The 24,925-nt window shown below is 50.2% G+C and carries 25 protein-coding genes; 22 read left to right on the plus strand and 3 right to left on the minus strand.

Annotation, left to right across the window (positions count from 1 at the left end):
- Nucleotides 1-13: 13 nt before the first annotated feature.
- Complete coding sequence (locus BLT51_RS06235; RefSeq protein WP_091281159.1) at nt 14-889, minus strand: alpha/beta hydrolase fold domain-containing protein; 876 nt, start codon at nt 887-889, stop codon at nt 14-16.
- 169 nt (nt 890-1,058) lie between these two features.
- Between BLT51_RS06235 and hrcA the strand changes: the two genes are divergently transcribed.
- From hrcA to BLT51_RS06280, 9 genes are read left to right on the plus strand one after another with little or no spacing between them, the layout of a single operon-like run.
- Nucleotides 1,059-2,087, plus strand: a complete 1,029-nt coding sequence (hrcA, locus tag BLT51_RS06240; RefSeq protein WP_091281162.1) for a heat-inducible transcriptional repressor HrcA — start codon at nt 1,059-1,061, stop codon at nt 2,085-2,087.
- A gap of 38 nt (nt 2,088-2,125) precedes the next feature.
- Nucleotides 2,126-3,265: a molecular chaperone DnaJ gene (dnaJ, locus tag BLT51_RS06245; RefSeq protein WP_091281165.1), complete on the plus strand. Its 1,140-nt coding sequence runs from the start codon at nt 2,126-2,128 to the stop codon at nt 3,263-3,265.
- Nucleotides 3,262-4,002, plus strand: coding sequence for a 16S rRNA (uracil(1498)-N(3))-methyltransferase (locus BLT51_RS06250; protein ID WP_091281169.1), 741 nt, complete (start codon nt 3,262-3,264; stop codon nt 4,000-4,002). The genes dnaJ and BLT51_RS06250 overlap by 4 nt, the downstream gene beginning before the upstream one ends.
- Before the next feature lie 10 nt (nt 4,003-4,012).
- Complete coding sequence (locus tag BLT51_RS06255) at nt 4,013-4,978, plus strand: PhoH family protein (RefSeq protein ID WP_091282642.1); 966 nt, start codon at nt 4,013-4,015, stop codon at nt 4,976-4,978.
- On the plus strand, nt 4,971-5,483 hold the full coding sequence (gene ybeY / locus BLT51_RS06260; protein ID WP_091281173.1) for an rRNA maturation RNase YbeY: 513 nt from the start codon (nt 4,971-4,973) through the stop codon (nt 5,481-5,483). Before BLT51_RS06255 ends, ybeY begins: the two co-directional genes overlap by 8 nt.
- A gap of 5 nt (nt 5,484-5,488) precedes the next feature.
- Nucleotides 5,489-6,754 carry a hemolysin family protein gene (locus tag BLT51_RS06265; protein ID WP_231943917.1) on the plus strand — a complete coding sequence of 422 codons (1,266 nt, stop codon included), beginning with the start codon at nt 5,489-5,491 and terminating at the stop codon, nt 6,752-6,754.
- Nucleotides 6,747-7,679 carry a GTPase Era gene (era, locus tag BLT51_RS06270; protein ID WP_091281175.1) on the plus strand — a complete coding sequence of 311 codons (933 nt, stop codon included), beginning with the start codon at nt 6,747-6,749 and terminating at the stop codon, nt 7,677-7,679. The genes BLT51_RS06265 and era overlap by 8 nt, the downstream gene beginning before the upstream one ends.
- A 6-nt stretch (nt 7,680-7,685) precedes the next feature.
- Nucleotides 7,686-8,414 (plus strand): DNA repair protein RecO, encoded by a 729-nt coding sequence (recO, locus tag BLT51_RS06275; protein WP_091281179.1) that lies wholly within the window; start codon nt 7,686-7,688, stop codon nt 8,412-8,414.
- A gap of 6 nt (nt 8,415-8,420) precedes the next feature.
- Nucleotides 8,421-9,221 carry an isoprenyl transferase gene (locus BLT51_RS06280; RefSeq protein WP_091281181.1) on the plus strand — a complete coding sequence of 267 codons (801 nt, stop codon included), beginning with the start codon at nt 8,421-8,423 and terminating at the stop codon, nt 9,219-9,221.
- A gap of 4 nt (nt 9,222-9,225) precedes the next feature.
- Here the strand turns inward: BLT51_RS06280 and BLT51_RS06285 are convergent, their stop codons facing one another.
- Nucleotides 9,226-9,990, minus strand: coding sequence for a VIT1/CCC1 transporter family protein (locus BLT51_RS06285; RefSeq protein ID WP_091281184.1), 765 nt, complete (start codon nt 9,988-9,990; stop codon nt 9,226-9,228).
- 173 nt (nt 9,991-10,163) lie between these two features.
- Between BLT51_RS06285 and BLT51_RS06290 the strand changes: the two genes are divergently transcribed.
- The 11 genes from BLT51_RS06290 (at nt 10,164) to BLT51_RS06340 (ending at nt 20,574) form a co-directional block, all read left to right on the plus strand.
- Nucleotides 10,164-10,712: a hypothetical protein gene (locus tag BLT51_RS06290; RefSeq protein ID WP_091281187.1), complete on the plus strand. Its 549-nt coding sequence runs from the start codon at nt 10,164-10,166 to the stop codon at nt 10,710-10,712.
- The gene (locus BLT51_RS06295) at nt 10,705-11,430 is read left to right on the plus strand and encodes an SseB family protein (RefSeq protein ID WP_157672939.1); all 726 of its coding nucleotides are present in this window, start codon (nt 10,705-10,707) and stop codon (nt 11,428-11,430) included. Before BLT51_RS06290 ends, BLT51_RS06295 begins: the two co-directional genes overlap by 8 nt.
- Before the next feature lie 246 nt (nt 11,431-11,676).
- Complete coding sequence (gene infC, locus BLT51_RS06300) at nt 11,677-12,303, plus strand: translation initiation factor IF-3 (RefSeq protein ID WP_269456650.1); 627 nt, start codon at nt 11,677-11,679, stop codon at nt 12,301-12,303.
- A 91-nt stretch (nt 12,304-12,394) separates the two neighbouring features.
- Nucleotides 12,395-12,589: a 50S ribosomal protein L35 gene (rpmI, locus tag BLT51_RS06305; RefSeq protein ID WP_013170184.1), complete on the plus strand. Its 195-nt coding sequence runs from the start codon at nt 12,395-12,397 to the stop codon at nt 12,587-12,589.
- A gap of 30 nt (nt 12,590-12,619) precedes the next feature.
- Nucleotides 12,620-13,000, plus strand: a complete 381-nt coding sequence (gene rplT / locus BLT51_RS06310; protein ID WP_091281196.1) for a 50S ribosomal protein L20 — start codon at nt 12,620-12,622, stop codon at nt 12,998-13,000.
- 86 nt (nt 13,001-13,086) lie between these two features.
- Nucleotides 13,087-13,944, plus strand: coding sequence for a TrmH family RNA methyltransferase (locus tag BLT51_RS06315; protein WP_091281199.1), 858 nt, complete (start codon nt 13,087-13,089; stop codon nt 13,942-13,944).
- Nucleotides 13,945-14,189: 245 nt separating this feature from the next.
- Nucleotides 14,190-15,758, plus strand: coding sequence for an ABC transporter substrate-binding protein (locus BLT51_RS06320; RefSeq protein ID WP_091281203.1), 1,569 nt, complete (start codon nt 14,190-14,192; stop codon nt 15,756-15,758).
- Between the two features lie 92 nt (nt 15,759-15,850).
- Complete coding sequence (locus tag BLT51_RS06325) at nt 15,851-16,801, plus strand: ABC transporter permease (RefSeq protein WP_091281204.1); 951 nt, start codon at nt 15,851-15,853, stop codon at nt 16,799-16,801.
- A gap of 2 nt (nt 16,802-16,803) precedes the next feature.
- Nucleotides 16,804-18,840 (plus strand): dipeptide/oligopeptide/nickel ABC transporter permease/ATP-binding protein, encoded by a 2,037-nt coding sequence (locus BLT51_RS06330; RefSeq protein WP_091281207.1) that lies wholly within the window; start codon nt 16,804-16,806, stop codon nt 18,838-18,840.
- On the plus strand, nt 18,837-19,646 hold the full coding sequence (locus tag BLT51_RS06335; protein ID WP_091281210.1) for an ABC transporter ATP-binding protein: 810 nt from the start codon (nt 18,837-18,839) through the stop codon (nt 19,644-19,646). The genes BLT51_RS06330 and BLT51_RS06335 overlap by 4 nt, the downstream gene beginning before the upstream one ends.
- A gap of 7 nt (nt 19,647-19,653) precedes the next feature.
- Nucleotides 19,654-20,574 (plus strand): dihydrodipicolinate synthase family protein, encoded by a 921-nt coding sequence (locus tag BLT51_RS06340; RefSeq protein WP_172801331.1) that lies wholly within the window; start codon nt 19,654-19,656, stop codon nt 20,572-20,574.
- A gap of 81 nt (nt 20,575-20,655) precedes the next feature.
- On the opposite strand, the gene BLT51_RS09245 is transcribed toward BLT51_RS06340, so the two are convergent.
- Complete coding sequence (locus BLT51_RS09245; protein WP_091281215.1) at nt 20,656-21,003, minus strand: hypothetical protein; 348 nt, start codon at nt 21,001-21,003, stop codon at nt 20,656-20,658.
- Between the two features lie 191 nt (nt 21,004-21,194).
- Here BLT51_RS09245 and pheS point away from each other — a divergent pair, with 191 nt between their 5' ends.
- Together pheS and pheT are read left to right on the plus strand one after the other, a co-directional pair.
- Nucleotides 21,195-22,277 carry a phenylalanine--tRNA ligase subunit alpha gene (pheS, locus tag BLT51_RS06350; RefSeq protein ID WP_091281218.1) on the plus strand — a complete coding sequence of 361 codons (1,083 nt, stop codon included), beginning with the start codon at nt 21,195-21,197 and terminating at the stop codon, nt 22,275-22,277.
- The gene (gene pheT / locus BLT51_RS06355; RefSeq protein WP_091281220.1) at nt 22,277-24,859 is read left to right on the plus strand and encodes a phenylalanine--tRNA ligase subunit beta; all 2,583 of its coding nucleotides are present in this window, start codon (nt 22,277-22,279) and stop codon (nt 24,857-24,859) included. The genes pheS and pheT overlap by 1 nt, the downstream gene beginning before the upstream one ends.
- The last annotated feature ends 66 nt before the right edge of the window (nt 24,860-24,925 follow it).

The raw sequence follows: 24,925 nt of genomic DNA on the forward strand, positions 1-24,925 counted from the left end.
TGCAAAATGTGAATCACACAAGATCTTTAGGCTGACTATAAGGAGTTATCTGCGAATCCACGAAGCGTTTTATCAGTGTCTGAATTTCTGGCCAGATATGTGACTCGGGCGCAGACAGAGTAGCGTGCACGGTTCCTGGATAAAAGTGGAGTTCGGCTTCCGTACCAACATCTACGAGTCCAGTGGCGAGCGCAATTCCTTCGTCGCGGAGCGGATCAACTGGGTTCACGACGACGACGGTCGGCGGATATGGAGCCGAGGGCTTAGGAAAAGGTAAAGCTGCGACGCCATCGCCCACGGTAGCAGCCCACGCATGGGTCGCTGCTCGTCGGGTCCAAAATGGGCCGTGTTCATGAGTGATGAATGATTCGTAAGACATTGATGGGTCAATGCACGGTTCAAACAGAATAACTCCAGCTACTAGTGAGCGAAGTGTACAACCAACGGCATATGCGAGCCCGCCACCAGCAGAATCTCCATGAACAAAAATTGGCGCATCATATTTCTTGATAGCCCATTGCGTCACAGCTATGCAGTCATCCCAAGCTGCTGGCAGCGGATATTCAGGTGCAAGTCGGTATTCGGGAGCAATGACGATAGCTTGCAAGAGCTCACAGAGCTGAGCATTTTTCGTGTCGTCCTGTTGTGCTTTTCCAGCAACATAGCCACCGCCATGGATACTTACCATAACAAGTCGAGGTGGCGTATTTGCGGGCAAAGAGCGTGGTGTAAATATGCGAACTTCCACTCCGTTTGCGTTGGCAACTGTTGGTGGGGGCGTCACCGTCGGTAACGGTCGCGCCGACCGCAATGTCGGAAGATCCCAAGTCGTTTGTTCCGGTAAATAATCCAAGTGGGACAGTACATCGTGGCGAATGAAAAAATGCATATGTTGATGGTAGCACCGCTGAAACGTTCTCCTATCGTGAAATCGGCGACCCGCCACGCCTATCGTTGTGAAAGTGCACCACAAGCCACGTAGAATTAGCACTCGGAATAGATGAGTGCAAAAGCTCGTTCACTGTTCACCGGTACAGGAAAATATGAGGAGGTGGCATATGTCAGATGAACGCCGGAAAATTGTATTAAATGCAATTGTGCGTGACTATGTTGCCACTCGGGAACCAGTTGGCTCCAAGGGTATAGTGGAGCGGCATAAGCTCAGCGTTTCTCCAGCAACTGTGCGTCACGATATGTCTCATCTAGAAGAAGCTGGTCTTATTGTCCAGCCGCACACGTCCGCCGGGCGTGTGCCGACTGATGCAGGATATCGCGAGTTCGTTGATTCAATCCACGAGATTAAGCCGCTTACGATAGCCGAACGCCGCGCAATCGAAAAAGTTCTCACTTCTGCTCAGGACCTCGATGAAATTCTGGCGCGGGCAACGCGGGCTTTGGCAAAGATTACTGGCCAAGTTGCGGTTATCCAGTATCCATCATTGCGACGTACTGCCTTGCGGCACATCGAGCTCATTTTGCTCGGGCAAGCTCATGTTTTGCTTGTTATTATCACTGACGAAGGTCGGGTAGAAGAACGAACACTGGTTGCTGATCGTGCGTTAGACGCGGATGACGTTGCCAGCGTGCGTAATTGCATCAACGCGCAGTGCGCTGGAAAACAGCTAAGCGAGCTTGATGATGCGATGGCGAAAGTTGCCGACGACGTTCCGGTAGCTCTTGCCGAGCTTGCGCAAACAGTGGGACACGCAGTTATGCACACGCTGGCAGCAGATTCGGAAGAGCATGTTGTTGTGGCCGGGCGGAAAAACCTGGCGCAGTATGATGCTGATTTCAATGGAACTATGTCTGATATGCTTGACGTTCTTGAAGAACAAGTTGTGTTGATGCGAATGCTGACGCACATGGACGATGGCATGGCCGTACATATTGGAAAAGAGAATACTGAGGTTGAATTGGATAATGCTTCTGTTGTCTCAACGTCATATTCTGGAACTAACCAGTCTTCGGTGGCTCGCCTAGGTATTATTGGGCCGACACGAATGGACTACCACCGTACTATGTCGGGTGTGCAGGCCGTAGCCTCATATCTATCTCATATACTCAGCGGGACACATGAATCTCGATAAGATAAGTTTGCAATCTGACACTAACGAAGAAGGAACACGTGGCTGATTATTACAACACTTTAGGGGTGGACCGTAACGCGACTCCCGAGGAAATCAAGAAAGCTTACCGTAAGCTTGCCCGCAAGCTCCATCCAGATGTTGCTGGTCCGGAGGGCGCAGAAAAGTTTAAAGAAGTCTCTGAAGCCTACGATGTGTTGTCGAACAAAGAAAAGCGCCAAATGTATGATCTTGGTGGTGCTGACGCAGTGCGTAACGGCGGCGGATTTGGCGGTGGCGGTGGAGGCTTCGGCTTCGGCGGCGGACTAGATGATATTTTTAGTACGTTCTTCGGTGGTGGCGCAGCCGAACGTGGGCCGGCGTCGCGTGTCCGCCGTGGCGCAGACTCGTTGGTCGGCCTCAGCCTGTCGTTGAAAGAAGTCGTGTTTGGCGCGGAGAAGAAAATTAGCATCGATGCGTTGACCGAGTGTTCAACCTGCCATGGGCAGATGACTGCGCCTGGTACGGATCCTGTAACGTGTTCGCAATGCCATGGTTCTGGATCGGTACAACGGGTATCGAATTCTATTTTGGGTCAGATGGTGTCGGTTGTTGCCTGTCCACAGTGTCAAGGCTACGGCACGATTATTTCGACGCCTTGTCCAGAGTGTGCTGGCGAAGGACGAGTACGGTCTCATCGTTCTGTAACGGTGAATATCCCAGCCGGTGTGGAAAACGGGATGCGGATCCGGATGCAGGGGCGTGGTGACGCAGGAATTGCGGGTGGCCCAGCAGGCGATCTGTTCTTAGAAGTTGATATTGCCGAGGATCCGAATTTCATGCGTGACGGTGATAATTTGGTTGGCTTTATCGACGTGCCAATGACCTCCGCGGCGTTGGGAACAACGTTCGACGTCGAAACATTTGATGGCCCACACACCGTCAAGATTGAACCAGGTATGCAGGCGGGAGATATTTTAACATTGTCTGGTTTGGGTGTTGGGCGGCTCAATCGCGGAACACGTGGTGATTTGAAGCTACATATTTCGGTAACTACCCCAACACATCTCGACGACGAACAACGTGCGTTGCTCGAACAGCTTGCGTCGCTGCGTGGTGAAGAACGTCAAGCCAAGCCAGTTACTGCGGGAGAGTCGGTCTTTTCTAAGATACGCGACAAGTTTACTGGTCGTTCCTCATGACTCGGCCGGTATATGTAGACCCAGATATTAAGGATGCTGCGGAGGACAGCACTGTCATTCTGAGTGGCGATGAAGCGCGGCACGCAGTGACCGTGCGACGCACAAAAGTGGGCGAGCAGATCGACGTCGTTAACGGTTGTGGATACCGGGCAACTATCTCGGTGACGGCAACATCGAAAACCCAGTTGTCTGGAACTGTTGAACACAGTGCACAAGAACCGGCCCATAAACCTCATATCACGTTAGTGCAGGCGCTAGCTAAAGGCGGTCGGGATGAACAGGCGATAGAAACCGCAACCGAATATGGTGCCGATAGTTTCATTCCGTGGCAAGCAGATCGCAGCATTGTCTCATGGTCGCAAGATACTAAAGCGGCTAAGGGACAGGCTCGTTGGCAGGCAACTGCCAAGGCGGCGGCCAAACAATCCCGGCGGTCGTGGATTCCGAAAGTCGGAAACGTCGTATCAAGTAAACAGCTGGTATCGCACATCGTAGCGGAAGTTGAACGGGGAACTGCGGTATATGTGTGTCATGAATCTGCAACTGAGCCGCTTCGCAATCAACGTTTTGATAGCGAGCGCGTCATGTTCATCGTTGGGCCAGAAGGCGGAATTACGGATGATGAGCTTAACCAATTCGTAAATGCTGGTGCGATGAGCGTTTTATTAGGCGAACATGTGTTACGTTCCGCAACTGCGGGACCATGGGCGATCGCTGTTATCCGTGCAAACGCGTAGAATGGAAGAGATGATTACTTCACACACTGTCACTGTTCCAGACCGTATTCCGATGATCAACATTCTCGGCCAACGTGATGAGGTACTTCGGGTCCTTGAACGTGGTTTAGCTCCTGCACAGCTGTATGTGCGCGGTCAAGAAATTCGGATCTCGGGTTCAGAATCAGCAGTTGATATCGCGCGTAATCTCATTAGCGAATTGGTCTCTGTTGCCGCGTCGGGACAGCATCTGACCACGGAATCAGTTGAGCGTGCGTTGAAGCTGATGACGGACGGGTTGAACCGGCCGATCGATATGATGACCACTGATATTTTGACCAATCGTGGGAAAACTATTCGGCCGAAAACGCTCGGACAAAAAGCGTATGTTGATGCGATTGATGAGAATACGGTTGTTTTCGGTATTGGCCCAGCTGGTACGGGAAAAACCTATCTAGCTATGGCAAAAGCTGTGGTTGCACTGCAAAAGAACCAAGTTAAGCGGATTATTATGACTCGTCCGGTGGTTGAAGCTGGCGAATCACTAGGTTACTTACCAGGTTCTCTCAATGACAAAATCGATCCGTACATGCGACCGCTGTATGACGCGCTTTATGACATGATCGATCCGGAAGCGATTCCGAAACTGTTGGCAGCCGGAACTATTGAAGTAGCGCCGCTGGCTTATATGCGTGGGCGCACGCTCAATGATGCTTTCGTTATTTTGGATGAGGCGCAAAATACGACTCCAGAACAGATGAAAATGTTTTTAACCCGGCTTGGTTTTAATTCGAAGATCGTTGTTACCGGTGATCTTACCCAAGTGGATCTGCCGCGTAATGCCAAGTCAGGTCTTGGTTTAGTTCGTCGTATTTTACGCGATGTGGAGCATATCAAATTTATTGAACTTGGTGCTGGCGACGTAGTTCGACACCGGTTAGTGGCCGATATTATCGACGCCTATGCACGCTATGCAGGGGAGGATATCCATGATTGAGGTCAATGACGAATCCGGCTTTGAGCCAGCTCCAGATTTAGAAGAGATTTCTGAGCTAGCCACATGGGTTCTTGACGATCTGCGGGTCCATCCGCAAGCCGATCTGTCGATCGTGATGATTGCTGAAGAAGCAATGTCGGCATTGCACGTTGAGTGGATGGACCTTGAAGGCCCGACTGATGTGATGTCGTTCCCGATGGACGAGTTGCGACCAACGCCGCTCGGCGAAGAGCCACGCCCAGGCATGCTCGGGGATATTGCAATCTGTCCGCAGGTGGCCGCCCGGCAAGCGTTAGCTGCCGGCCACAACACCATGGAAGAGATTCTTTTGCTAACGACGCACGGGATCCTACATCTACTGGGTTATGACCACGCGGAGCCAGAAAAAAAGAAAGAGATGTTTGATCTGCAACGTCGGCTATTACTAACATTTTTAGCTCGTCGTCCGCGTGATCCGCGTGATCCGAATGCCACGATCGATGATATTGCTCCGACGGTGGACTGATACCTGTGTCTGAAATTTCTGCTGTCCCGTTGCCGATCCTTATCGGTATCGCAATCACGTGTGCGCTATTGGCCGCTGGTGGGGCATTAATGTTGTCTGCGCTATCGCGAATTACCCATGCACAGGTGGAAGATGCGGAGCAAGAAGGCTATTCTGGTCCGTTCGTATCGCGAATTGTAACGCATAGGCTTGCTGCTATAACAGCGGTTACGGCGGTACGTTCAGGTATTCTGGTGCTTCTTGGTGCAACCTTGATGGTGCTTGTAGGCCTGGTTGTCCATAATTTGGTGCTGAATCTAGTTGGCGTCGTCGTAGCGATGATGCTGACCTTAGGGCTGACCAACATCATCATTCCGCCTACTCTCGGATTTAAATACCCGGTCCGCTCAGTACGATTCGGCGGTCATCTTTTATGGTGGTTAACAAAAGTCGGTAGCCTTTTTGTTACGCGCCGCGAAACCGATGATGAGGCAAAGGATTCTGAAGACGATCAGCGAAACTATATGGTGGAACGGGTATCGGAGTCAGAAGCATTAGAAGACGAAGAACGAGAAATCGTGCGTTCGGTTTTCGAACTATCGGAAACACTTGTGCGCGAAGTGATGGTTCCGCGTCCTGACATGGTGACGATCGGTTCTCTCGAATCTCTTGACAATGCTATTTCGCTCTTTAATCGTTCTGGATACTCGCGGGTGCCAGTCATTTCTGAGTCCAATGAAGACGTCGTCGGTGTCCTATATCTTAAGGATGTGGTTCGCCGCGTCCATCGTAAATTATCACGAGATGATCTGAATGTTGCGGACGTCATGCGTGAGCCGGTTTTTATTCCCGAAACGAAAATGGCAGACGATTTATTACGTGAGATGCGTAGCGAAGCAAAACATATTGCTTTAGCCGTTGACGAATACGGTGGAATCGCTGGTCTGGTGACGATCGAAGATCTCTTAGAAGAAATCGTCGGTGACATGGTTGACGAACATGACCATGCAGAACCTGAAGTTGAGCAAATTTCTGCTGGGGTTTACCGTGTTCCAGCCCGTCTTCCAGCAGATGAGCTAGGGGAGCTTTTCACTATTCGTATTGACGACGACGACGTCGAAACTGCTGGTGGGCTGTTAACAAAAGCGTTAGGGCGAATACCGATCGTAGGCTCTGAAGCCCACGCTTATGGAATTATTATGAAAGCTGATAGATTTGAAGGCCGACGAAAGCGGTTGCAGACCATTATCGCTTATCGCGAGACAACAGAAGAGGATGGAACCCATGAATGATCAGATGATTCACGACTGGCCAGAAGATTATCGTGCTGGATTTATTTCCATCGTCGGGCGGCCTAATGCGGGCAAATCTACGCTGACTAATGCGTTGGTAGGAACAAAAATTGTTATTACTGCAAACCAGCCGGAGACGACTCGCCGCGTTGTACGGGGAATCGTCCAGCGTGACAACGGACAGCTAATTTTGGTGGATACACCTGGCTTGCACCGGCCGCGAACGCTTTTAGGTGAGCGTCTCAACGATATGGTTCGAGATTCGCTAGAAGGCGTCGATGCTGCATTGATGTGTTTACCAGCTGATGAAAAAGTTGGTCCAGGGGATCGCTATCTTCTCCGGGAACTAGCTAAAGCGCAGGTTCCTATTTTTGCTGCTGTAACCAAAGTAGATAAAGTTTCGCGGGAAGATCTCGCTCATAAGCTTATTGAGGTTAGCCAACTACACGACTTTGCCGAAATCGTTCCGGTTAGTGCCGTGGCCGGGGAACAAGTAGATCTGGTAGGTGATGTGTTGTTATCGCACATGCCAGTGTCACCACCGTTATATCCGCGAGATGCTATTACCGACGAATCCGATGAGGCAATGATCGCGGAATTCATTCGGGAAGCTGCGCTTACCGATGTGCGTGATGAATTGCCACATTCTATCGCCGTCGTCGTCGAAGAAATGATTGAACGCGAGCCGCGACCGGGGGTTAAAAAGCAACCGCTGCTAGACATTCACGCACATATTTTTGTTGAACGACCTTCCCAAAAAGGAATTATTATCGGGCGTGGTGGACAGCGGTTACGAAAAGTTGGTCAAGAAGCACGAGCCAACATTGAACGCCTGCTAGGCCGGCGTGTTTTCTTGGACCTTCATGTTAAAGTCGCCAAAGACTGGCAACGAGATCCAAAACAGCTAGGTCGCTTAGGATTCTGATTCGCCGTGAAAACGTATCGCGATGATGCCATCGTTTTGCGTACCCACGATATCGGTGAGGCCGACCGAGTTATTACGATGCTCTCGCGCAATCATGGGAAAATCCGTGCTGTAGCAAAAGGAGTACGAAAAACCGGTTCCCGGTTTGGTGCCAGAGTGGAACCCTTTTCCCACATTGACGTACAAATATATCGAGGGAAAACGCTTGATACTATTTCTCAGGTTGATTCGATTGCACAGTATGGGCGTACTATCGGGCGTAATTATGATGCCTACACGGCAGCATCGGCTTTGGTGGAATTGGCAGATTATATTAACGACGACGATGTGCCGGATACTCGGCTTTTTGTTTTGCTTTTTGGTGCATTGCACGCGGTTGCGTCGAATATGCATCCACCCGAGCTCGTTGTGTACTCGTTTATCTTGCGGGCTATGACGATTGCTGGCTGGGGATTTTCGATTAATGAATGTGCCACGTGCGGAACTATGGGGCCCCATTCAGCGTTAAATATTGCGGCTGGCGGTGCGGTGTGTGATAACTGCCGACCAGTCGGATCAGCAACACCATCAGTCGAAACCTGGCAACTATTATTTGCTCTGGTTGTGGGAGATTGGGCGGTGGCCGATACGTCGTCGTCATCTGCTCGAAAAGCAACTGGAGCAATAGTCGCAGCCTACGCACAATGGCATTTAGAAAAACACATGAAGTCGTTACGTCTTCTTACCGTACACTAGGACATTATGGAACGTATCAATCCTATGCCACATGAGCCACTTGCCCCGCCCGCTGGAAAAGTACAACCACCAGTGTTACCTGCTGATGCTATTCCACGTCACATCGCCATTGTCATGGATGGCAATGGTAGATGGGCGAATGCGCGTAATCTGCCGCGCACTGACGGCCACAAAGCTGGCGAAGTGGCACTCATGGATGTTCTAGCCGGGGCGATAGAAATAGGCGTTGAGGTCGTATCGGTTTATGCTTTTTCGACCGAGAATTGGCGCCGATCACCCAGCGAAATCGCATTCTTGATGAAGTATTCTCGCGACGTGATCCACCGCCGTCGTCACGAGCTCGATGATTGGGGAGTGAAAATCGTATGGTCGGGCCGGCTTCCACGGCTATGGAGCTCTGTGATTCGTGAGCTCCAAGAGGCACAGCGATTAACGCGTTATAACTCAACCTTGACCTTAAACTTTTGCTGTAACTACGGTGGGCGCGCGGAGATTACTGATGCCGTAGTTGAGATTGCACGAGCTGCGGCCGCCGGTGATCTAAACCCACGTAAGATCACAGAAGCCACAATTGCGAATTCGCTGTATCAGCCAGCACTACCAGATGTGGATCTGTTTATCCGCTCGGGAGGTGAGCAGCGCACCTCGAACTTCATGTTATGGCAGGCGTCTTACGCAGAGATGATGTTTATTGATGAGCCATGGCCGGAATTCGATCGGAGTGCACTGTGGCGGTGCATTTCGGATTATGCACATCGCCAACGTAGATTCGGTGGGGCAGTTGACCAGATCGCGCCGGAAAACTAGCAAGTTAGAAGAATGCGACTAGCAATCCGATTCCGTATGTGCCCCACATTGCTAGGTTGCCCCAAACAATATTTCGCATAGTTGCTTGCTTTATCGGTGCACCGCCTAACCAAGCTGAAACTGCGCCAGTGATCGCTAGTGCAACGCTTACCGATATTACTGTCAGACCGATTGCCCAGCCACTGGGAGAAAAGATCATCGCGATAAAGGGGATGAGCGCACCAAGCACAAACGAGATCATGGATGCCCAGGCCGCATGCCAAGGGTTCGTCAGATCGTTAGCATCGATACCGTATTCGTATTGAGTCAACGCATGGACCGGATCTTTTTTCGTTAGTTCCTCAGACATTTTCCATGCCAGTGGTTTTGATATGCCTCGACCCGCGATTAGGCTTGCTAGCCGTTGCTGTGCACCGTATGGATCCCGGCGAAAGAAATTCCGTTGGGCCAAGACAGCAGCTTTTTCGGTATCACGTTGAGTGGACACCGAGACGTATTCGCCGGCGGCCATCGACAGTGCACCTGCGACCATGCCAGCAACACCCGCAGCAAAGAGGGCGTGGCTGTCTACCGCAGCTCCGGATACACCCATAACTATGCCAGCGGTGGAGACAATACCATCGTTAGCGCCAAGGACTCCGGCGCGAAGCCAGTTGAGCTTGGAATTCAAAACAGTTGTTGTTTGAGCTGCGGGAGTGAACGAAAGATTCGCGGGTGCGTTCGTCTTAATGTCGCAGTTGCAGGAATGATGATCAAAAGTTAGAGTCATTTTCTGCTCCCTTCGTCTCTAACATTCGTATATCCATACTCTATCTAACGCAAAAGCATTGGTATAGCAAGGTTAGGCGGGCCTTGGGACGGTAGTCCTAACCTTTTGTGTCGGTGAGGTATCACGTCTAGACTTAGACGCATCGAGATTCCCTACTAGAAGGTTGGACGCTTGTGAACTCTGCACGCCGCTACCTGATCCTGACAACTTTTCAGCATCCTGGACCTGTTGCTGGAGTACTTAAACTTCGAGGCATCTCGGCTACAGTGGTCCCCACGGATTCAGGGGCTGCGATTGTTCGTGATATTCCGGTGAAAAGCTTTGATGACTGGGACATTAGTGAGCTTCTAGGGTCGAGCGATGATACTGCAGCTGTGTCGGATTCCGCGGATATTTCAGATCAGCCTAGCGAGGTGGCGGCTGCTTTGTCGCAGCTGTCCGAATATGGTGTTATTTTGTTGACTGCGGATTTAGGAGACGACGTCGGCACGGAAGTTGGCACATCTGGGCTAGTGTCTGCAGTACGTTATCTATCCGGGCAACGAGACGAAGAAATTCCAGGTGGACTCATTCTTAATGTGTTAGATCCCTTGATTGAATCCCTATTGTTGGGGCAAAAAGATCCTGCGGACGTTCCTGGCGCGATTAGTGAGATGACGTCCGAAGAGGTAGAACAGATTTTCCGCGAGATTAACGGTGACGAGGAGAGCGATCGTGCCTGATATCGCCTCGTTACTTGCGCCGAATCCGTTTTCTAACGACGACGGGTCGGTTCCACCTGAACTTGCCAAAGCTTTTACTTTGTCAGTGGCTGATGGACGAGCAGAAGCTGTTGTCGCATCGTTAACGCGCGTGTTGCTACCGGTGGTTCCACATGAGCATCCGGGGCTCGATGAGTCTGGTCGCGTAAAAGAACATCAGTCTTATTCAGCGCAACCGTTGGCGGGTGATGGTTCTCTGGTTACTGCCGAGCTAGCTGGACAACGGCCAGCGGTGGTTGTTTTCTCAGGCATCGATGCGCTTAGACAATGGCACAAGGGAGCGCGCCCGGTACCGGCAACTGTTGAGTCAGTTGCTATTGCCAGTCTAAAACAGCAAACGGGTCTGATGGTTCTGGATCCTGGTTCGACCACCGAAACTTGGCTGGGACGTACGGCGGTTATAGCGTTAGCCAGCGGCGGACGCTGGTTGGCGCCCTGGAATGATGAAAGAATTAACGACTGTGTCGCGACGGTTGCTCGAGAGGTTGCCTCTGGCATTGTTCATATGAGTATCGAGCCCGGACCAGCTGGTTTTTGTATTGTGGATATTGGTTTCCCTGCTGATTCGCAGATGTCTGATGTTATGCGGGTGGCAACATACGTAAGTGAAGCGTTAGAAAGTGATCCTTATGTGCGTGCTCGGCTCGATGTTGTTGAGATAAGACCTCGCATATGTTGAAACGTGCGCAAGATCACCACATAATTTGACTGTAGAGGTGAATGTTTTTGGGATCTGGTGCCGAAAGCTGGTAGTATTAGGGAATGACCGACCGGCATATGCCGGAACGCAAGCGGAGAATATCCCACCTGGGTCCCGTTAGGGGCCGGGTCACGAGAATACGGCAAAGTACCGTATGCCCTCTGGACTCCGTGCGCGTCGCACGTCGAAGTTAAGTTAAGAGGAGCAATTATCAACGAGCCAAGAATCAACGATCGAATCAATGTCGCCGAAGTACGTCTAGTAGGCCCAGCCGGAGAGCAGGTCGGTGTAGTACGTGTTGAGGATGCACTGCGACTCGCTCAGGAAGCGAACCTCGATCTTGTTGAAGTGGCAGCTAACGCGAACCCGCCCGTGGCCAAACTTATGGACTACGGAAAGTTCAAGTATGAAGCCGCACAGAAGGCACGCGAGTCACGTCGCAATCAAGCCAATACGCAATTAAAAGAAATGCGCCTCGGTCTTAAGATCGATCAGCATGACTATGAGACCAAGTTGAAGCGAATTATTAAGTTCCTCAACGGGGGAGACAAAGTCAAGATCCAATTGCGCTTCCGGGGGCGTGAGCAATCCCGTCCAGAAGTAGGCATGAGACTCATGGAACGTCTAGCCGCAGATACTGCAGAAGACGCAGTCGTTGAGTCAGCGCCGCGTATTGATGGTCGCTCCATGGTGATGGTGCTTGCACCAACACGCCGTAAGTCAGAGGCTAAGTCGGACCAGCGTCGTCGTCGTGAAGCTGAACGTGAGAACCGTCGTGCTGAAGAAGCTCGGCGCGCTCAAAAGAATGCTGAACGAGTTGCTTCGAAAAACGAAGCTCCTGCTGAAGACTGATTGACTTAATTTAAGACAAGCTGACACGAACCGCTTCTGTAAAAAGAAGCCAGAACAGAACGCTGCCATAGGCAGCATTGAGGGAAGTAAAATGCCAAAAATGAAAACGCACTCCGGTGCAAAGAAGCGTTTCCGTAAGACGGGATCTGGCAAGTTGATGCGTGAGCAGGCTGGTAAGCGCCACCTTCTCGAGCACAAGTCGTCTCGTCGTACTCGCCGTCTATCCTCGGATCAGCCGGTAGCACGGGCAGACGTCAAGCAGGTCAAATCATTGCTCGGCATCTGAGCTAGCTCGCACTAAAGGAGATATAAGAACATGGCACGTGTAAAGAACGCCGTTAATTCCAAGAAGAAGCGTCGCACTGTACTTGAGCGGGCTTCTGGCTACCGTGGTCAGCGCTCCCGCTTGTACCGTAAGGCTAAGGAACAAGTCACTCACTCATTCGTATACAACTACCGTGACCGTAAGGTCCGGAAGAATGAGTTCCGTAAGCTGTGGATCGCTCGTATCAACGCTGGTGCTCGCGCCAATGGTATGACGTACAACCGTTTCATGCAGGGTCTCAAGCTCGCTGGTATTGAGCTTGATCGCCGTATGCTTGCTGAAATGGCAGTTAATGATCCAGCTGCATTCGCATCCGTTGTTGAAGCTGCTCGTAAAGCACTTCCTGCCGATGTTAATGCTCCAGTTGCCTGATTTTAGGTAAATTTAGCTCTGATGACGCTCCCGCTCGGTTAGTTGAGTGGGAGCGTCATCGTATTAGTAAAATATTAGGAGTATTCATGCCGCGAACACCGATGATGACACTTTCTGGTCAGCTTAAGAAAGCGCTTGGTTTATCTCGGCGTAAAGCGCGTATCGAGTACGAGCAAGCGCTCGTTGAAGGTCCGCAGGCTGTTCGCGAAGCATTGGCAGAGATGCCAAATCAAGTTCGCGACGTCTATGTCACTGAACCTGCCCTGGAACGTTATCCAGATATTGACGAGTTACTCATACACGTTGACCCGTATACTCACGTGCTTCCATGCGAGCTAAGTGAACAGCATGCTCCAAATGCACAAGGAATTTTTGCAGTAATTTCAATTCCTGATGAGGAAGAACTTGATGTTGTGTTCGCCCGTAGCCAGTTATTGGTATGCATGGTGGAGGGATCTGATCCAGGAAACGTTGGGACTATCATTCGATCCGCTGATGCAGCCGGCGCTGGCGGCGTTATTCTTGGGAGTGGTTCTGTGGACGCTACAAATCCTAAAGTGTTGCGCTCTACCGCTGGTTCTTATTTCCATCTCCCTATCATCGAAGATGAGGACGTTTCTCAGGTAGTTGATCGAGCTAAGCTAGCAGATTTCCAAGTCCTTATTGCAGATGGTGATGGGGAATATGACTTAGCAACGCTGTCAGATCAGGCTTTACTTTCTTCTCAAGAACATAATCCGCTAGCGGATATCGATTTACGTAGACCTACCTTGTGGTTAGTTGGAAACGAAGCACGCGGGTTTACTCCCCAGCAATTGGCATGGGCAGACGCGCGGGTTCGTATACCTATGTGGGGGAAGTCAGAATCACTTAACGTAGCTATGGCCACGGGACTTTGTCTGTATGCTTCAGCGCAAGCACAAAATCGAAATACTGCTTGTTGAACCTGAAGGAACTGTCGCGTTATAAGCTTTTCCGATCCTGATTCCTGTTACGATGAAGACACCTGCATAGCAACAGGGGAAGTCCGGTTCTCGTCGGGATGCCAGCGCGAAATGTTATCAGATCGTTATCTAAAAAGGTCGGTCTGTGTTGCATGATATGTGATAAACATCTACGATAAATTTGTCGGACAACATACGAGCTTCCAGGTGACGGTTGCTCTTATGCTCAATGGAGAGGAAAGTATATGTCTGTCAAGAAGACGCGTATCGTGGCAACGCTTGCCGCAACAGCTTTGGTACTTAGTGCCTGTGGTGGCAACACTGAAGCAAAGAGCACCGATGATGGTGCACAGTCCAAAGGTCCATCTGGTGTTCTCAACGCTGGTGTAGCCTACGAAACAACGAACTGGAGCCCAATCCACGCTGGATCGGCCCTTGCTAATGGAGTTAACTGGCATATTCTCGAAGGTCTCTATGACTTCAATATGGCTGACTATTCCACACACGAAGCACTCGCTGCAGGGGAGCCAAAGGAAGTTGGCGAACTTACATACGAGATCTCGTTACGCGACGGTGCAAAGTTCTCTGATGGAACCGACGTCAAAGCAGATGACGTCGTCAAGTCATATGAGCGCAACTCAAATGAAGGTGGACTTTACACCCCATTCTTCAGCGCAATTAAGAGCGTAACCGCCAAGGACGATTCCACCATTACCATTGAACTGAACTACCCATTTGCAAAGCTCAAGGAACGCTTGGCCTTAGTCAAGGTCGTTCCAGCTAGCATGAGCGATGACGATCTCAAGACAATGCCAATTGGTACTGGCCCATACAAGTTTGAGTCGGCACCAAAGGAAGGTACTCCTATTACTGCGGTAGTGAATGAGCACTACAACGGCAAGAATCCAGCCAAGCTCGAGAAGATCGTCTGGAACCCACAAAAGGACGACAGTCAGCGTCTATCGGCTGCCTTGGGCGGTACCACCGACGTTATGGAAGCTGTTCCAGCTGCCACGATCGATCAGCTCCAAGCTGCAGGGTGGGAAGTCAAGGAAGTTGAAGGGTACAACAACCCATTCTTGATGTTCAATACCACTAAAGCCCCATTCGATAAGCCAGAGGTTCGCCAAGCAATTCACCGTGCGATTGACATTCAGCGACTCATTGATTCCTCACTTGACGGCAAAGCTGTAGCAGCTACCTCCTTCTTGCCAGAAGTGAACCCATCATATAAGAAGCCAGCAACCGACCTCAGCTATTCTATCGAAGATGCAAAGAAGCTTTTGGCTGACGCCGGTGTTTCTGATCTCGAGATGACCTTGCTGACCACTGATCACCCATGGGTTGCTAACTTGGCTCCTCAGATTAAGGAAGATCTTGAAAAGGTTGGAATTAAGGTCAACATTGAGTCCAAGGCTTCTGCTGCGCTCTACGCTGATAATGCTGATGTGGAGAACCCAACCTACGACGTCATCTTGGCTCCAGGAGATCCGTCCGTATTCGGTAACGATCCAGCTATTTTCTTCTCATGGTGGTACGGCGACAATGCATGGATGCACAAGCGTTCTAACTTCGCTAACTCGGATAAGGAAACTTACGACAAGATCCAATCTTTGATGGCCGAAGCCGATTCGCTTGATGGTGCTGAAGCTAAAGCAAAGTGGGGAGAAATCCAGGATATTGTTGCTGAAAAAGCGCCAATCTTCCCATTGTTCCACCGTTCGATGATTACTGCCTACAACCCTGCTGCACTTGATGGTGTTGACTCCATTGCAACAACCGGTTTGTATCTCCTCGGTGCATCCCATAAGTAAGTCAGACAGCTGAATTAAACGATTGAGGGGCGGATGCGAACACCCGCATCCGCCCCTTCCATCACTCAACGTAGTCATAAGGAATAGATCGAATGAATAATCTACTTAGACTCATCGGGCGCCGTCTGATTGCCTTGCCAGTAATGGTTATAGGCGTGACAGTCCTAGTCTTTCTCATTATGGCACTTTCGCCTATTGATCCGGCGTACAGCACGCTGGGCGAAAATGCTACCCCTTCCGAACTTGAAGCTTTCCGCGAGCAACAGGGGCTGAACGAACCGCTCCTCGTTCGCCTAGGCCTATACATATTTAACCTTTTCCAAGGAGATCTGGGCGTCTATGGTGTTGGCGTATCCAACACTGTTTCATCCCTCATTGGACAAGCATTGCCAGTCACTTTGCAACTAACGTTCTTCGGTCTGATTCTGGCTGTGATCTTCTCATTCCCGCTTGGCGTTCTCGCAGCAATCTATCGAGACCGTTGGCCAGATCAACTTATTCGCGTTCTATCCGTTATCTGCATTGGAACGCCATCCTTCTGGCTCGCTGTTCTGCTCGTTCTTGCATTTATCGGTAAACTTCCAGTTTCTGGTGCGTTACCACCAATGTTTGAGGACTTTGGCGGGTGGTTCTTACGAATGCTACTACCAGCGGTAGCACTGGCTATTCCAGTTATCGGCCAAATGACTCGCGTAGTTCGAACCTCGATGGTAGAAGAACTTGACCGAGATTATGTACGTACCGCGTTGGGTGCTGGCATTCCAAAGTCAGTTGTTATTGGCCGCAATGTTCTACGCAATGCATTGATTACGCCAGTTACTGTTCTTGGTTTGCGAGTCGGCTATCTGATGGGTGGCGCCGTCGTCATCGAAATCATTTTTGCGATCAATGGTATGGGACAAGTCCTGATCAAGGGCATCCAGAACAACTGGGTTAACCTCGTTCAAGGTGGTGCTCTGGTCGTAGCAATTGCATTCATTATTGTCAATATCATCGTGGATATGCTTTATTTGCTGATTAACCCACGTATTAGGTCGGTGTGATCATGGGAAAGAAAGAAAAGCTAACTAAAGTTACTCAGCCAGGGGCACGTTTCTCCCGTATCCGAAACATGAGTGTTGGTGCGCGGATTGCTCTCGGCGTTCTCTTCCTCATTGCGGTTATTTCTCTTCTCGCACCACTACTAGCGCCATATTCGCCAGAAGCTATCTACGATAAATGGGCAGCACCGAGTGCAGATCACTTGTTTGGCACCGACCACGTCGGCCGTGATATTCTCAGCCGGCTCCTATATGGCGGTCGTTTCTCACTGATTATTGGTTTGTGTTCCACCGCTATTGCACTGTTCTTTGGGGCAATTATTGGCTCGATCGCTGCAGTTGTGCGTAAGTCAATCTCCGAAGTCATTATGCGTATCTTGGACATCATTATGGCAGTGCCAGGTATCGCAATGGCAGCGGTAACTGTCCTTGTGTTCTCGGCGCGTTTCAGCTCGGATAACCTCGTTGGAATTCTACTCGTTATTATCTGTTCGATTGCATTCGTTTACACGCCACAGTTGGCACGTATCGTTCGCGCAAATGTGATGAGCGCATACGGCGAAGACTACGTTCGCGCAGTTATCGTCTCTGGTGCTCGTGCACCGTGGATCTTGGTTAAGCACGTGATGCGTAATACCGCTGCTCCAGTACTCGTTTTCGCTACGGTGCTAGTTGCAGACGCAATCATTCTAGAAGCGTCATTGACCTTCATCGGTTCGGGGCTACAATCAGCTATGGTCCCAACATGGGGCAATGTGCTATCTGACGCTTCAGCAAATATTTCGGTCATGCTAGGTAAATGGTGGACAGCGTTCTTCCCAGGCGTTTTGATCATGATCACTGTGCTGTGTCTTAATATTTTGTCTGAAGGTATTACGGATGCGATGGTAGCTGCACCAAAGGGCGTTTCCGTTGCACAGGTCGATGCTTCGTCTAAGCGTGAAGCAGATAAGCTCCTTCTCGACCCACGCAAGGCGTATGCTGAGCAAGCAGCTTCCTTGCAGGCCCGCATCGATGCTCTCCAAGAAGTCGAGTCGAAGCGACATGATCGGTTCGTTTCTGATCCTTCGATCACCCCGCTGCTAGAAGTTAAGAACTTCTCGATTAAGTTCCCGCGACATGGAGATGTTAACGTCGTCGATAATGTTTCGTTTACTGTATCGCCAGGCGAAACAATGGGGCTTGTTGGAGAATCTGGTTGCGGTAAGTCGATTACTGCTCTATCAATTATGGGTTTGATTGATCCCCGCGCTGAGCTATCCGGTGAGCTTTTGTACAAAGGCGAGAACTTGCTAAAGATGGGCGCCAAGGAACGGCAGCAACTTCTAGGTCATGAAATGGCAATGATCTATCAAGATGCACTGAGCTCACTTAATCCGGCGATGTTGATTAAGTCTCAGATGAAGCAGCTAACTTCGCGCGGCGGTACCCGCAGTGCTGAAGAGCTCCTTGAGCTCGTTGGCCTCGATCCGAAGCGTACCTTGGAGTCGTATCCTCATGAGCTTTCGGGAGGACAACGCCAGCGTGTTTTGATCGCAATGGCATTGACTCGTGACCCGAAGCTCGTGATTGCCGACGAACCAACTACAGCTCTTGACGTGACTGTTCAAAAGCAAGTAATTGCGTTGTTGAATGATCTGCGTGAGAAGCTCGGTTTCGCTATGATCTTCGTATCACACGATTTAGCGTTGGTTGCTGAAGTTGCTCACTCCATTACAGTGATGTACGCGGGTCAGGTTATTGAGCAGGCTCCTACCTCAGAACTGTTGCTTCACCCGACGCACGAATATACACGTGGATTGCTGGGCGCTGTGCTCTCCATCGAATCTGGATCAGGACGTTTGCACCAGGTTCCGGGTACAGTCCCGTCACCAAAGGACTTCCCAACTGGAGATCGCTTTGCACCTCGTTCTTCTCATCCAGATTATGGTTTGGATATCCGCCCTGTCTTGACAGAAGTCGGACCGAGACATTACTACGCAGCACTGCCGCCGCGTCCGGAACAAACCAACGACAATTCGAAGGTAGGTGAACAGCTGTGACTTCTCAAGATACGCCAATTATCGAACTCAAGGATGTTAAAGTTACGTTCTCAACGCGAACTGGCTCACTTTTTAAGCCAAACAAAATTCAAGCTGTACGCGGCGTGAACATGAAAGTAATGCCTGGTCAGACGCTTGGAATTGTTGGTGAATCTGGTTGTGGCAAGTCTACGACTGCAAACGTTATGTGTGGTTTACAGAAAGCTTCTGCAGGGCACGTATTCTTTAACGGCGAGGAAGTGACGAAGCGTACAGCTGATGCACGACGTCGAATCGGTGAAGTGGTGTCGGTTGTCTTCCAAGACCCTGCCACCGCATTGAATCCTCGTATGGTTATCCATGATCAGCTTGCGGATCCAATGCGCGTCCACAAGATGGGGACGGAAGCTGAACGAGAGAAGCGCGTGAGCGATTTGATTTCCATGGTTGGACTGCCTGAATCTGCGCTAGATGCGCTCCCAGGTCAGCTTTCTGGTGGTCAACGGCAGCGTGTTGCTATTGCCCGTGCGCTAGCTCTGAAACCAAAAGCAATTATTGCGGACGAGCCTACTTCGGCACTCGATGTTTCAGTTCGTGCTCAGATTCTGAATCTACTTACTGATCTGAAGCGAGATTTAAACCTAGCAATGGTGTTTATTTCTCATGACATTCAAACTGTGCGATACGTGTCAGACCGCATCGCAGTCATGAATAAAGGCTTGGTTGTTGAAGAAGGGCCAGCAGCTGAACTTTTGGCCGATCCTAAAGACCCATATACTCGGAAACTTTTGGGCGCAGCTCCGTCATTGCTACACCCAACTATTTAAGGAAAAGATGATGACAGAATTTCGTGGAGTTATTCCTCCGGTAGTTGTTGCAGAACACGAAGATGGTTCGTTCGATGCTGAGTCTTATCAGCGTGGACTGGACCGAATGATCCAAGCGGGTGTTCACGGTATCTTCGCGCTTGGTTCTTCCGGTGAAGGAGCGTTTGCAACTCCTGCGCGTCGTGAAGAAATTTTACGGGCTACCAATGAGGTAGTAGCTGGGCGAGTTCCAGTGTTGGCCGGCGTGATTGATACCCAAACTGATCGAGTAATCGAGCACATCAAGCAGGCAGAAGCAATCGGCGTTGATGGAATTGTTGCCACTGCTCCATTCTATGCTCTTGGTGGAATGCCACAGATTGAGCGCCATTTCCGGCAGCTTCATGATGCTACTGAGCTTCCGATCTTCGCGTACGATATTCCAGTATGCGTTCACGTGAAGCTCCCACCAGCATTACTTATGAAGCTCGGACAAGATGGTGTAATTACTGGCGTGAAGGATTCGTCAGGGGACGATGTCTCTTTCCGTTTCTTACTCCAAGATAATGAGCGAGCAGGACATCCGTTGTCACTACTGACAGGACACGAGGTTGTTGTCGATGGCGCATACCTCGGTGGCGCAGATGGTTCGGTTCCAGGCCTCGCTAACGTTGATCCTACTGGCTATGTCCGGCAGTGGAACGCATACGTAGCAGGGGATTGGGAAACAGTTCGTAAGGAACAAGACCGACTTGCAGATTTGATGCGCATCGTCATGGTTCCGTCCTCAACTACTGGTTTTGGAGCTGGCGTTGGGTCTTTCAAGACCGCTTTGAAAGTTCTCGGTATCTTCGAGTCAAACCAGATGCCAGAGCCTGTTTCTAAGCTGCTTCCAGCGGAAGAAGAAGGTATTGCGCAAGTCCTGCGTCAAGTTGGACTGCTAGATTGAGTTTGAGTTTAATCATAGCTTTCTGAATAGTTGTGGCTGGGAACTTTCGTTCTCAGCCACAACTCATAGGTCTGTTATCGATTACTGTGCGTCATCAAGACGGTCGCTAGCTTCTTCAACCTTGTCGCTAACCCGGTTAGCGACATTTCCAAGTTTATCTGAAGCTGTTTCGCTAGCTTGTTCAACTTTGCGGTCAGCTTTTTCAGCCAATGAGTCATCTTTTCCAAGCGCGTCTTGGACCTTGTGTTTAGTATTGCGAACGACGTCGGTGACGTTCTCGCCAGCATCGCGCATGCCATCAACAACACTGCTCTTGACATCTGTCAATTTAGCTTTTGCTTCGGATGAAGACACCGATTCTTTCGCAGTGTCTAGAAATTCCTTTGCTGAATCGGTTGCTTTTTCGAATAGATTCTTTTCCTCAGCCATGGCGGCCTCCTAGAGTTGACGTCGTATATTATGTCCTAGTCTAGTAAGTTCCGTGCTACGTTGCGTTTTTTAGGTCTATTTTAAGCTCATGGCGAGGATTTCGTGACGAATAATATGTGTTCTGTCTTAAGAAGTTGTGTGATTGACGCTCTACAATAGTAGGTGTCACAGGTTTACGATGAAAGGCCATTATGGAACCGCTGAGTCCGATGGATGAAGCTGGGATTGCTGCAGCTATTGCCGCTGCGAAGGAAGCATTCTCACTTGCGGAATCTCTCGAAGAACTAAAGGAAGCTAGAATCGCTCATAGTGGCGATAATGCTCCACTAACAACCGCAAATATGCAGATTAAGTCGCTCGATAAGTCTGACCGTCCAGTCGCTGGAAAGCTTATGGGAGCTGCTCGTAAAGAAGTTCAGACAGCTTTGGCGCAAGCTACAGAGCGTATTGAAGCTGCTGTAGAAGCTCGAATGCTTGTTGAGGAGACTGTCGATGTTACCGTGCCGGTTAGGCGTGCTCCTAGCGGTGCCCGTCATCCTTTGCCTGCACTGATGGAAGATATATCTGATCTTTTCCTTGGAATGGGATGGCAGATTGTTGAAGGCCCAGAGTTGGAGCATGAGTGGTTTAATTTTGATGCGTTAAACTTTGGTCCAGATCATCCCGCACGGCAGATGCAAGATACATTCTATGTTAAAGGCAGTGCATATGCAGGCGTCGATGCTGATGTAGCAGAGCAGCCAGGTCTTGTCCTTCGCACGCACACTTCGCCGGTTCAATCGCATGCCATGTTAGAGCGCGGAGTGCCGCTGTACATTGTTTGCCCAGGAAAGGTGTTCCGTACTGATGCGCTTGATGCTACACATACGCCTGTATTCCATCAGATAGAAGGATTGGCAGTTGACAAGGGCTTGACGATGGAGCATTTAAAGGGAACGTTGGATCACTTTGCTCGTAATCTATTCGGTCCTGAAGCAAAAACTCGGTTGCGCCCATCGTACTTCCCGTTTACAGAGCCGTCTGCTGAAATGGATCTATGGTTCCCACAGAAAAAGGGCGGAGCCGGATGGATTGAATGGGGTGGTTGCGGCATGGTCAATCCGGAAGTGCTCCGTAACGCAGGTATTGATCCTGATGAATACACCGGTTTCGCATTTGGAATGGGTATTGAGCGTACGCTGATGCTCCGTAACGCAATTGCAGATATGCGCGACATGGTTGAGGGCGATGTACGTTTTTCGCAGCAATTCGGCACAACTGGAAGGGGAAACTGATGCCACTTATTCCTATTGATTGGCTCGCCAGTCACGTCGAAGTTCCTTCCGATCTTACTGCAGCTCAGCTGGCTGCTGACCTAGTTAAGGTCGGGTTGGAAGAGGAAGAAATTCATAAGCCAGACGTTTCCGGCCCTATTGTCGTTGGAAAGGTTCTTACGCTTGTTAAGGAGCCCCAGAAGAACGGCAAACTTATTAACTATTGTCGAGTCGATGTTGGTCAGCATAACGATGCCCCAGGTGAAGGGAAAGAGCCAGTAGATTTCCCATCTCGTGGAATCATTTGTGGCGCACACAATTTCGTCGAGGGTGACTATGTTGTTGTCTCTTTACCTGGCGCAGTATTGCCTGGTGACTTTGCAATCGCATCGCGTAAAACATATGGACATATTTCGGACGGCATGATTTGTTCTTCTCCCGAACTCGGTTTAGGTGAAGACCAAGGCGGAATTATCGTGCTAGCGCATTCCGCTGAAGAAGCGACTAAGGCTGGTTTACCCAAGATTGGTGAAGATATCCTTCCATTCTTGGGCTTAGCGAATGAAACCTTGGAAATTAATGTCACGCCGGATCGCGGCTATTGTTTCTCTATGCGCGGAGTCGCACGCGAGTACGCGCACTCTACCGGTGCCAAATTCACAGATCCAGGATTAGCTCAGAACCTTGCTACGGACCCACTTGCAGTGAATAACAATGGGTTTGACGTAGTTGTTGATGACCGAAATCCAATCCATGGTAAGCCAGGTGCTGATCGGTTTGTTACTCGAATTGTCCGTGGCGTCAATCCGAATGCTGAATCGCCAAAATGGATGAAGGATCGATTGACTGCCGCTGGCATGCGACCGATATCGTTACCAGTTGATGCTACTAACTACGTGATGTTGGATTTGGGGCAGCCGTTACATGCATATGATGCAGCGAAAGTTGTTGCACCATTGGTGGTACGACGTGCTGAGAATGGCGAAAAGCTGATCACTCTTGATGGTGTCGAACGTGCATTAGACCCTGAGGACCTCGTAATCGCAGATTCAACTGGTGGAGTTGGTGCACGCGTGGTTGGTCTGGCAGGAACAATGGGAGGCCTTGAAACTGAAGTCAGTAAGGAAACGTCTGATATCTTAATCGAAGCAGCTCATTTCGATCCGATTTCAGTTGCTCGCATGGCTCGTCGTCATCGTTTGCCATCTGAAGCTTCGAAGCGTTTCGAGCGGGGTGTAGACCCAACGATTGCTGCGATTGCTGTCCAGATGGTAGCAGAGATCCTCGTAGATTTCGGTGGTGGCGTTATCGATGACGACGGATTTGACCTTAACAATGTTCCTTCCGTTGATTCGATTCCATTTGCGGTTTCCGAAGTGAAACGATTAACTGGCCTGGATGTTCCTCGTGATGAAATTATCCGGATTCTTACTGAGATTGGATGCGAAGTCGATAGCGATTCGGAAGAGCTTTTAGTTACTCCTGCTCCGTGGCGACCCGATTTAGTTGGGCCGGCTCACTTTGTCGAAGAAATTGCTCGACTGATTGGCTATGATGAGATTGCTTCTGTTCTGCCAACGCCTACTGGTGGCTCCGGTCTAACGCACAAGCAACGTCAACAGCGCGATATTATTCGTGCTTTAGCTGAGCAAGGCTGGACGCAGGTTTTGTCGTATCCGTTTGTCTCGGCGGCAACTTTTGATAAGCAACTATTTGCAGCAGATGATTCACGTCGTGAAGCAATTGTCTTGGCAAATCCGCTTCAGGATGAGGCACCGTATATGCGTACTTCGGTCCTTGACTCTTTGCTTGAAACTGCGAAATTGAATGTAGCACGGTCAAATCCGGCAGTTGCAATTTTCGAGTCATCCATTGTGACACGTCCGCATGATCTTGTTCCTGCAGAAAATCCGGGAACAGGACAGCGTCCAACTAAGGATCAGTTAGCAGCGTTGTCGCAGGCTATGCCAAGCCAACCACACCATATCGGCGGCGTAGCTACTCCAGTTGCTACCCAAGCGACTGCAGGTTTCCCTGCGGTTGTGTGGGACTGGCGAGATGCATTGAACGCTGTTGAGGTGATTGTACGTACGCTCGGTGCGCACGTAGCCTTCGCGCAAGTTGAGCAGGCCCCGCTTCATCCTGGACGTGGTGCACAAGCTAGCGTTGACGGAACAGTTATTGGTTACGCTGGCGAACTGGCACCAAAGGTTTGTCAGGCCTTTGATCTGCCAAAGCGGTCAATAGCATTCGAAGTAGATGTAGACGCTCTTCTTCATGCTGTTGATATGAAGCCTCTAGCAATCAAGCCCGTAAGTTCTTTCCCAGCCGCCAAGGAAGACATTGCTTTGGTAGTTGATCAAGATCTTCCAGCAGCTGAGGTAGAAGAAGTTGTTCGCGCTGCCGCTGGAGAGATTCTCGAAGAAGTTCGTCTCTTTGATGTCTACACTGGTGACCAGCTCCCTGAAGGGAAGAAGTCATTAGCATTTGCGTTGCGTCTGCGCGGCACGGATCATACTTTGACCGCTGAAGATGCAGCCGGCGTACGTAACCGCATTCTCAAGAAGACAGGGAAGAAGTTCGGCGCCCAGCTACGAGGGTAAAACCTCAAAGCGCGACTTATTTCCAGTTCTTGCTAGCGTGTGGAGAGTCTGTCTTTGACTCCCCAC

Origin of the sequence: Arcanobacterium phocae, assembly GCF_900105865.1 — a bacterium.
GTDB lineage: Bacteria > Actinomycetota > Actinomycetes > Actinomycetales > Actinomycetaceae > Arcanobacterium > Arcanobacterium phocae.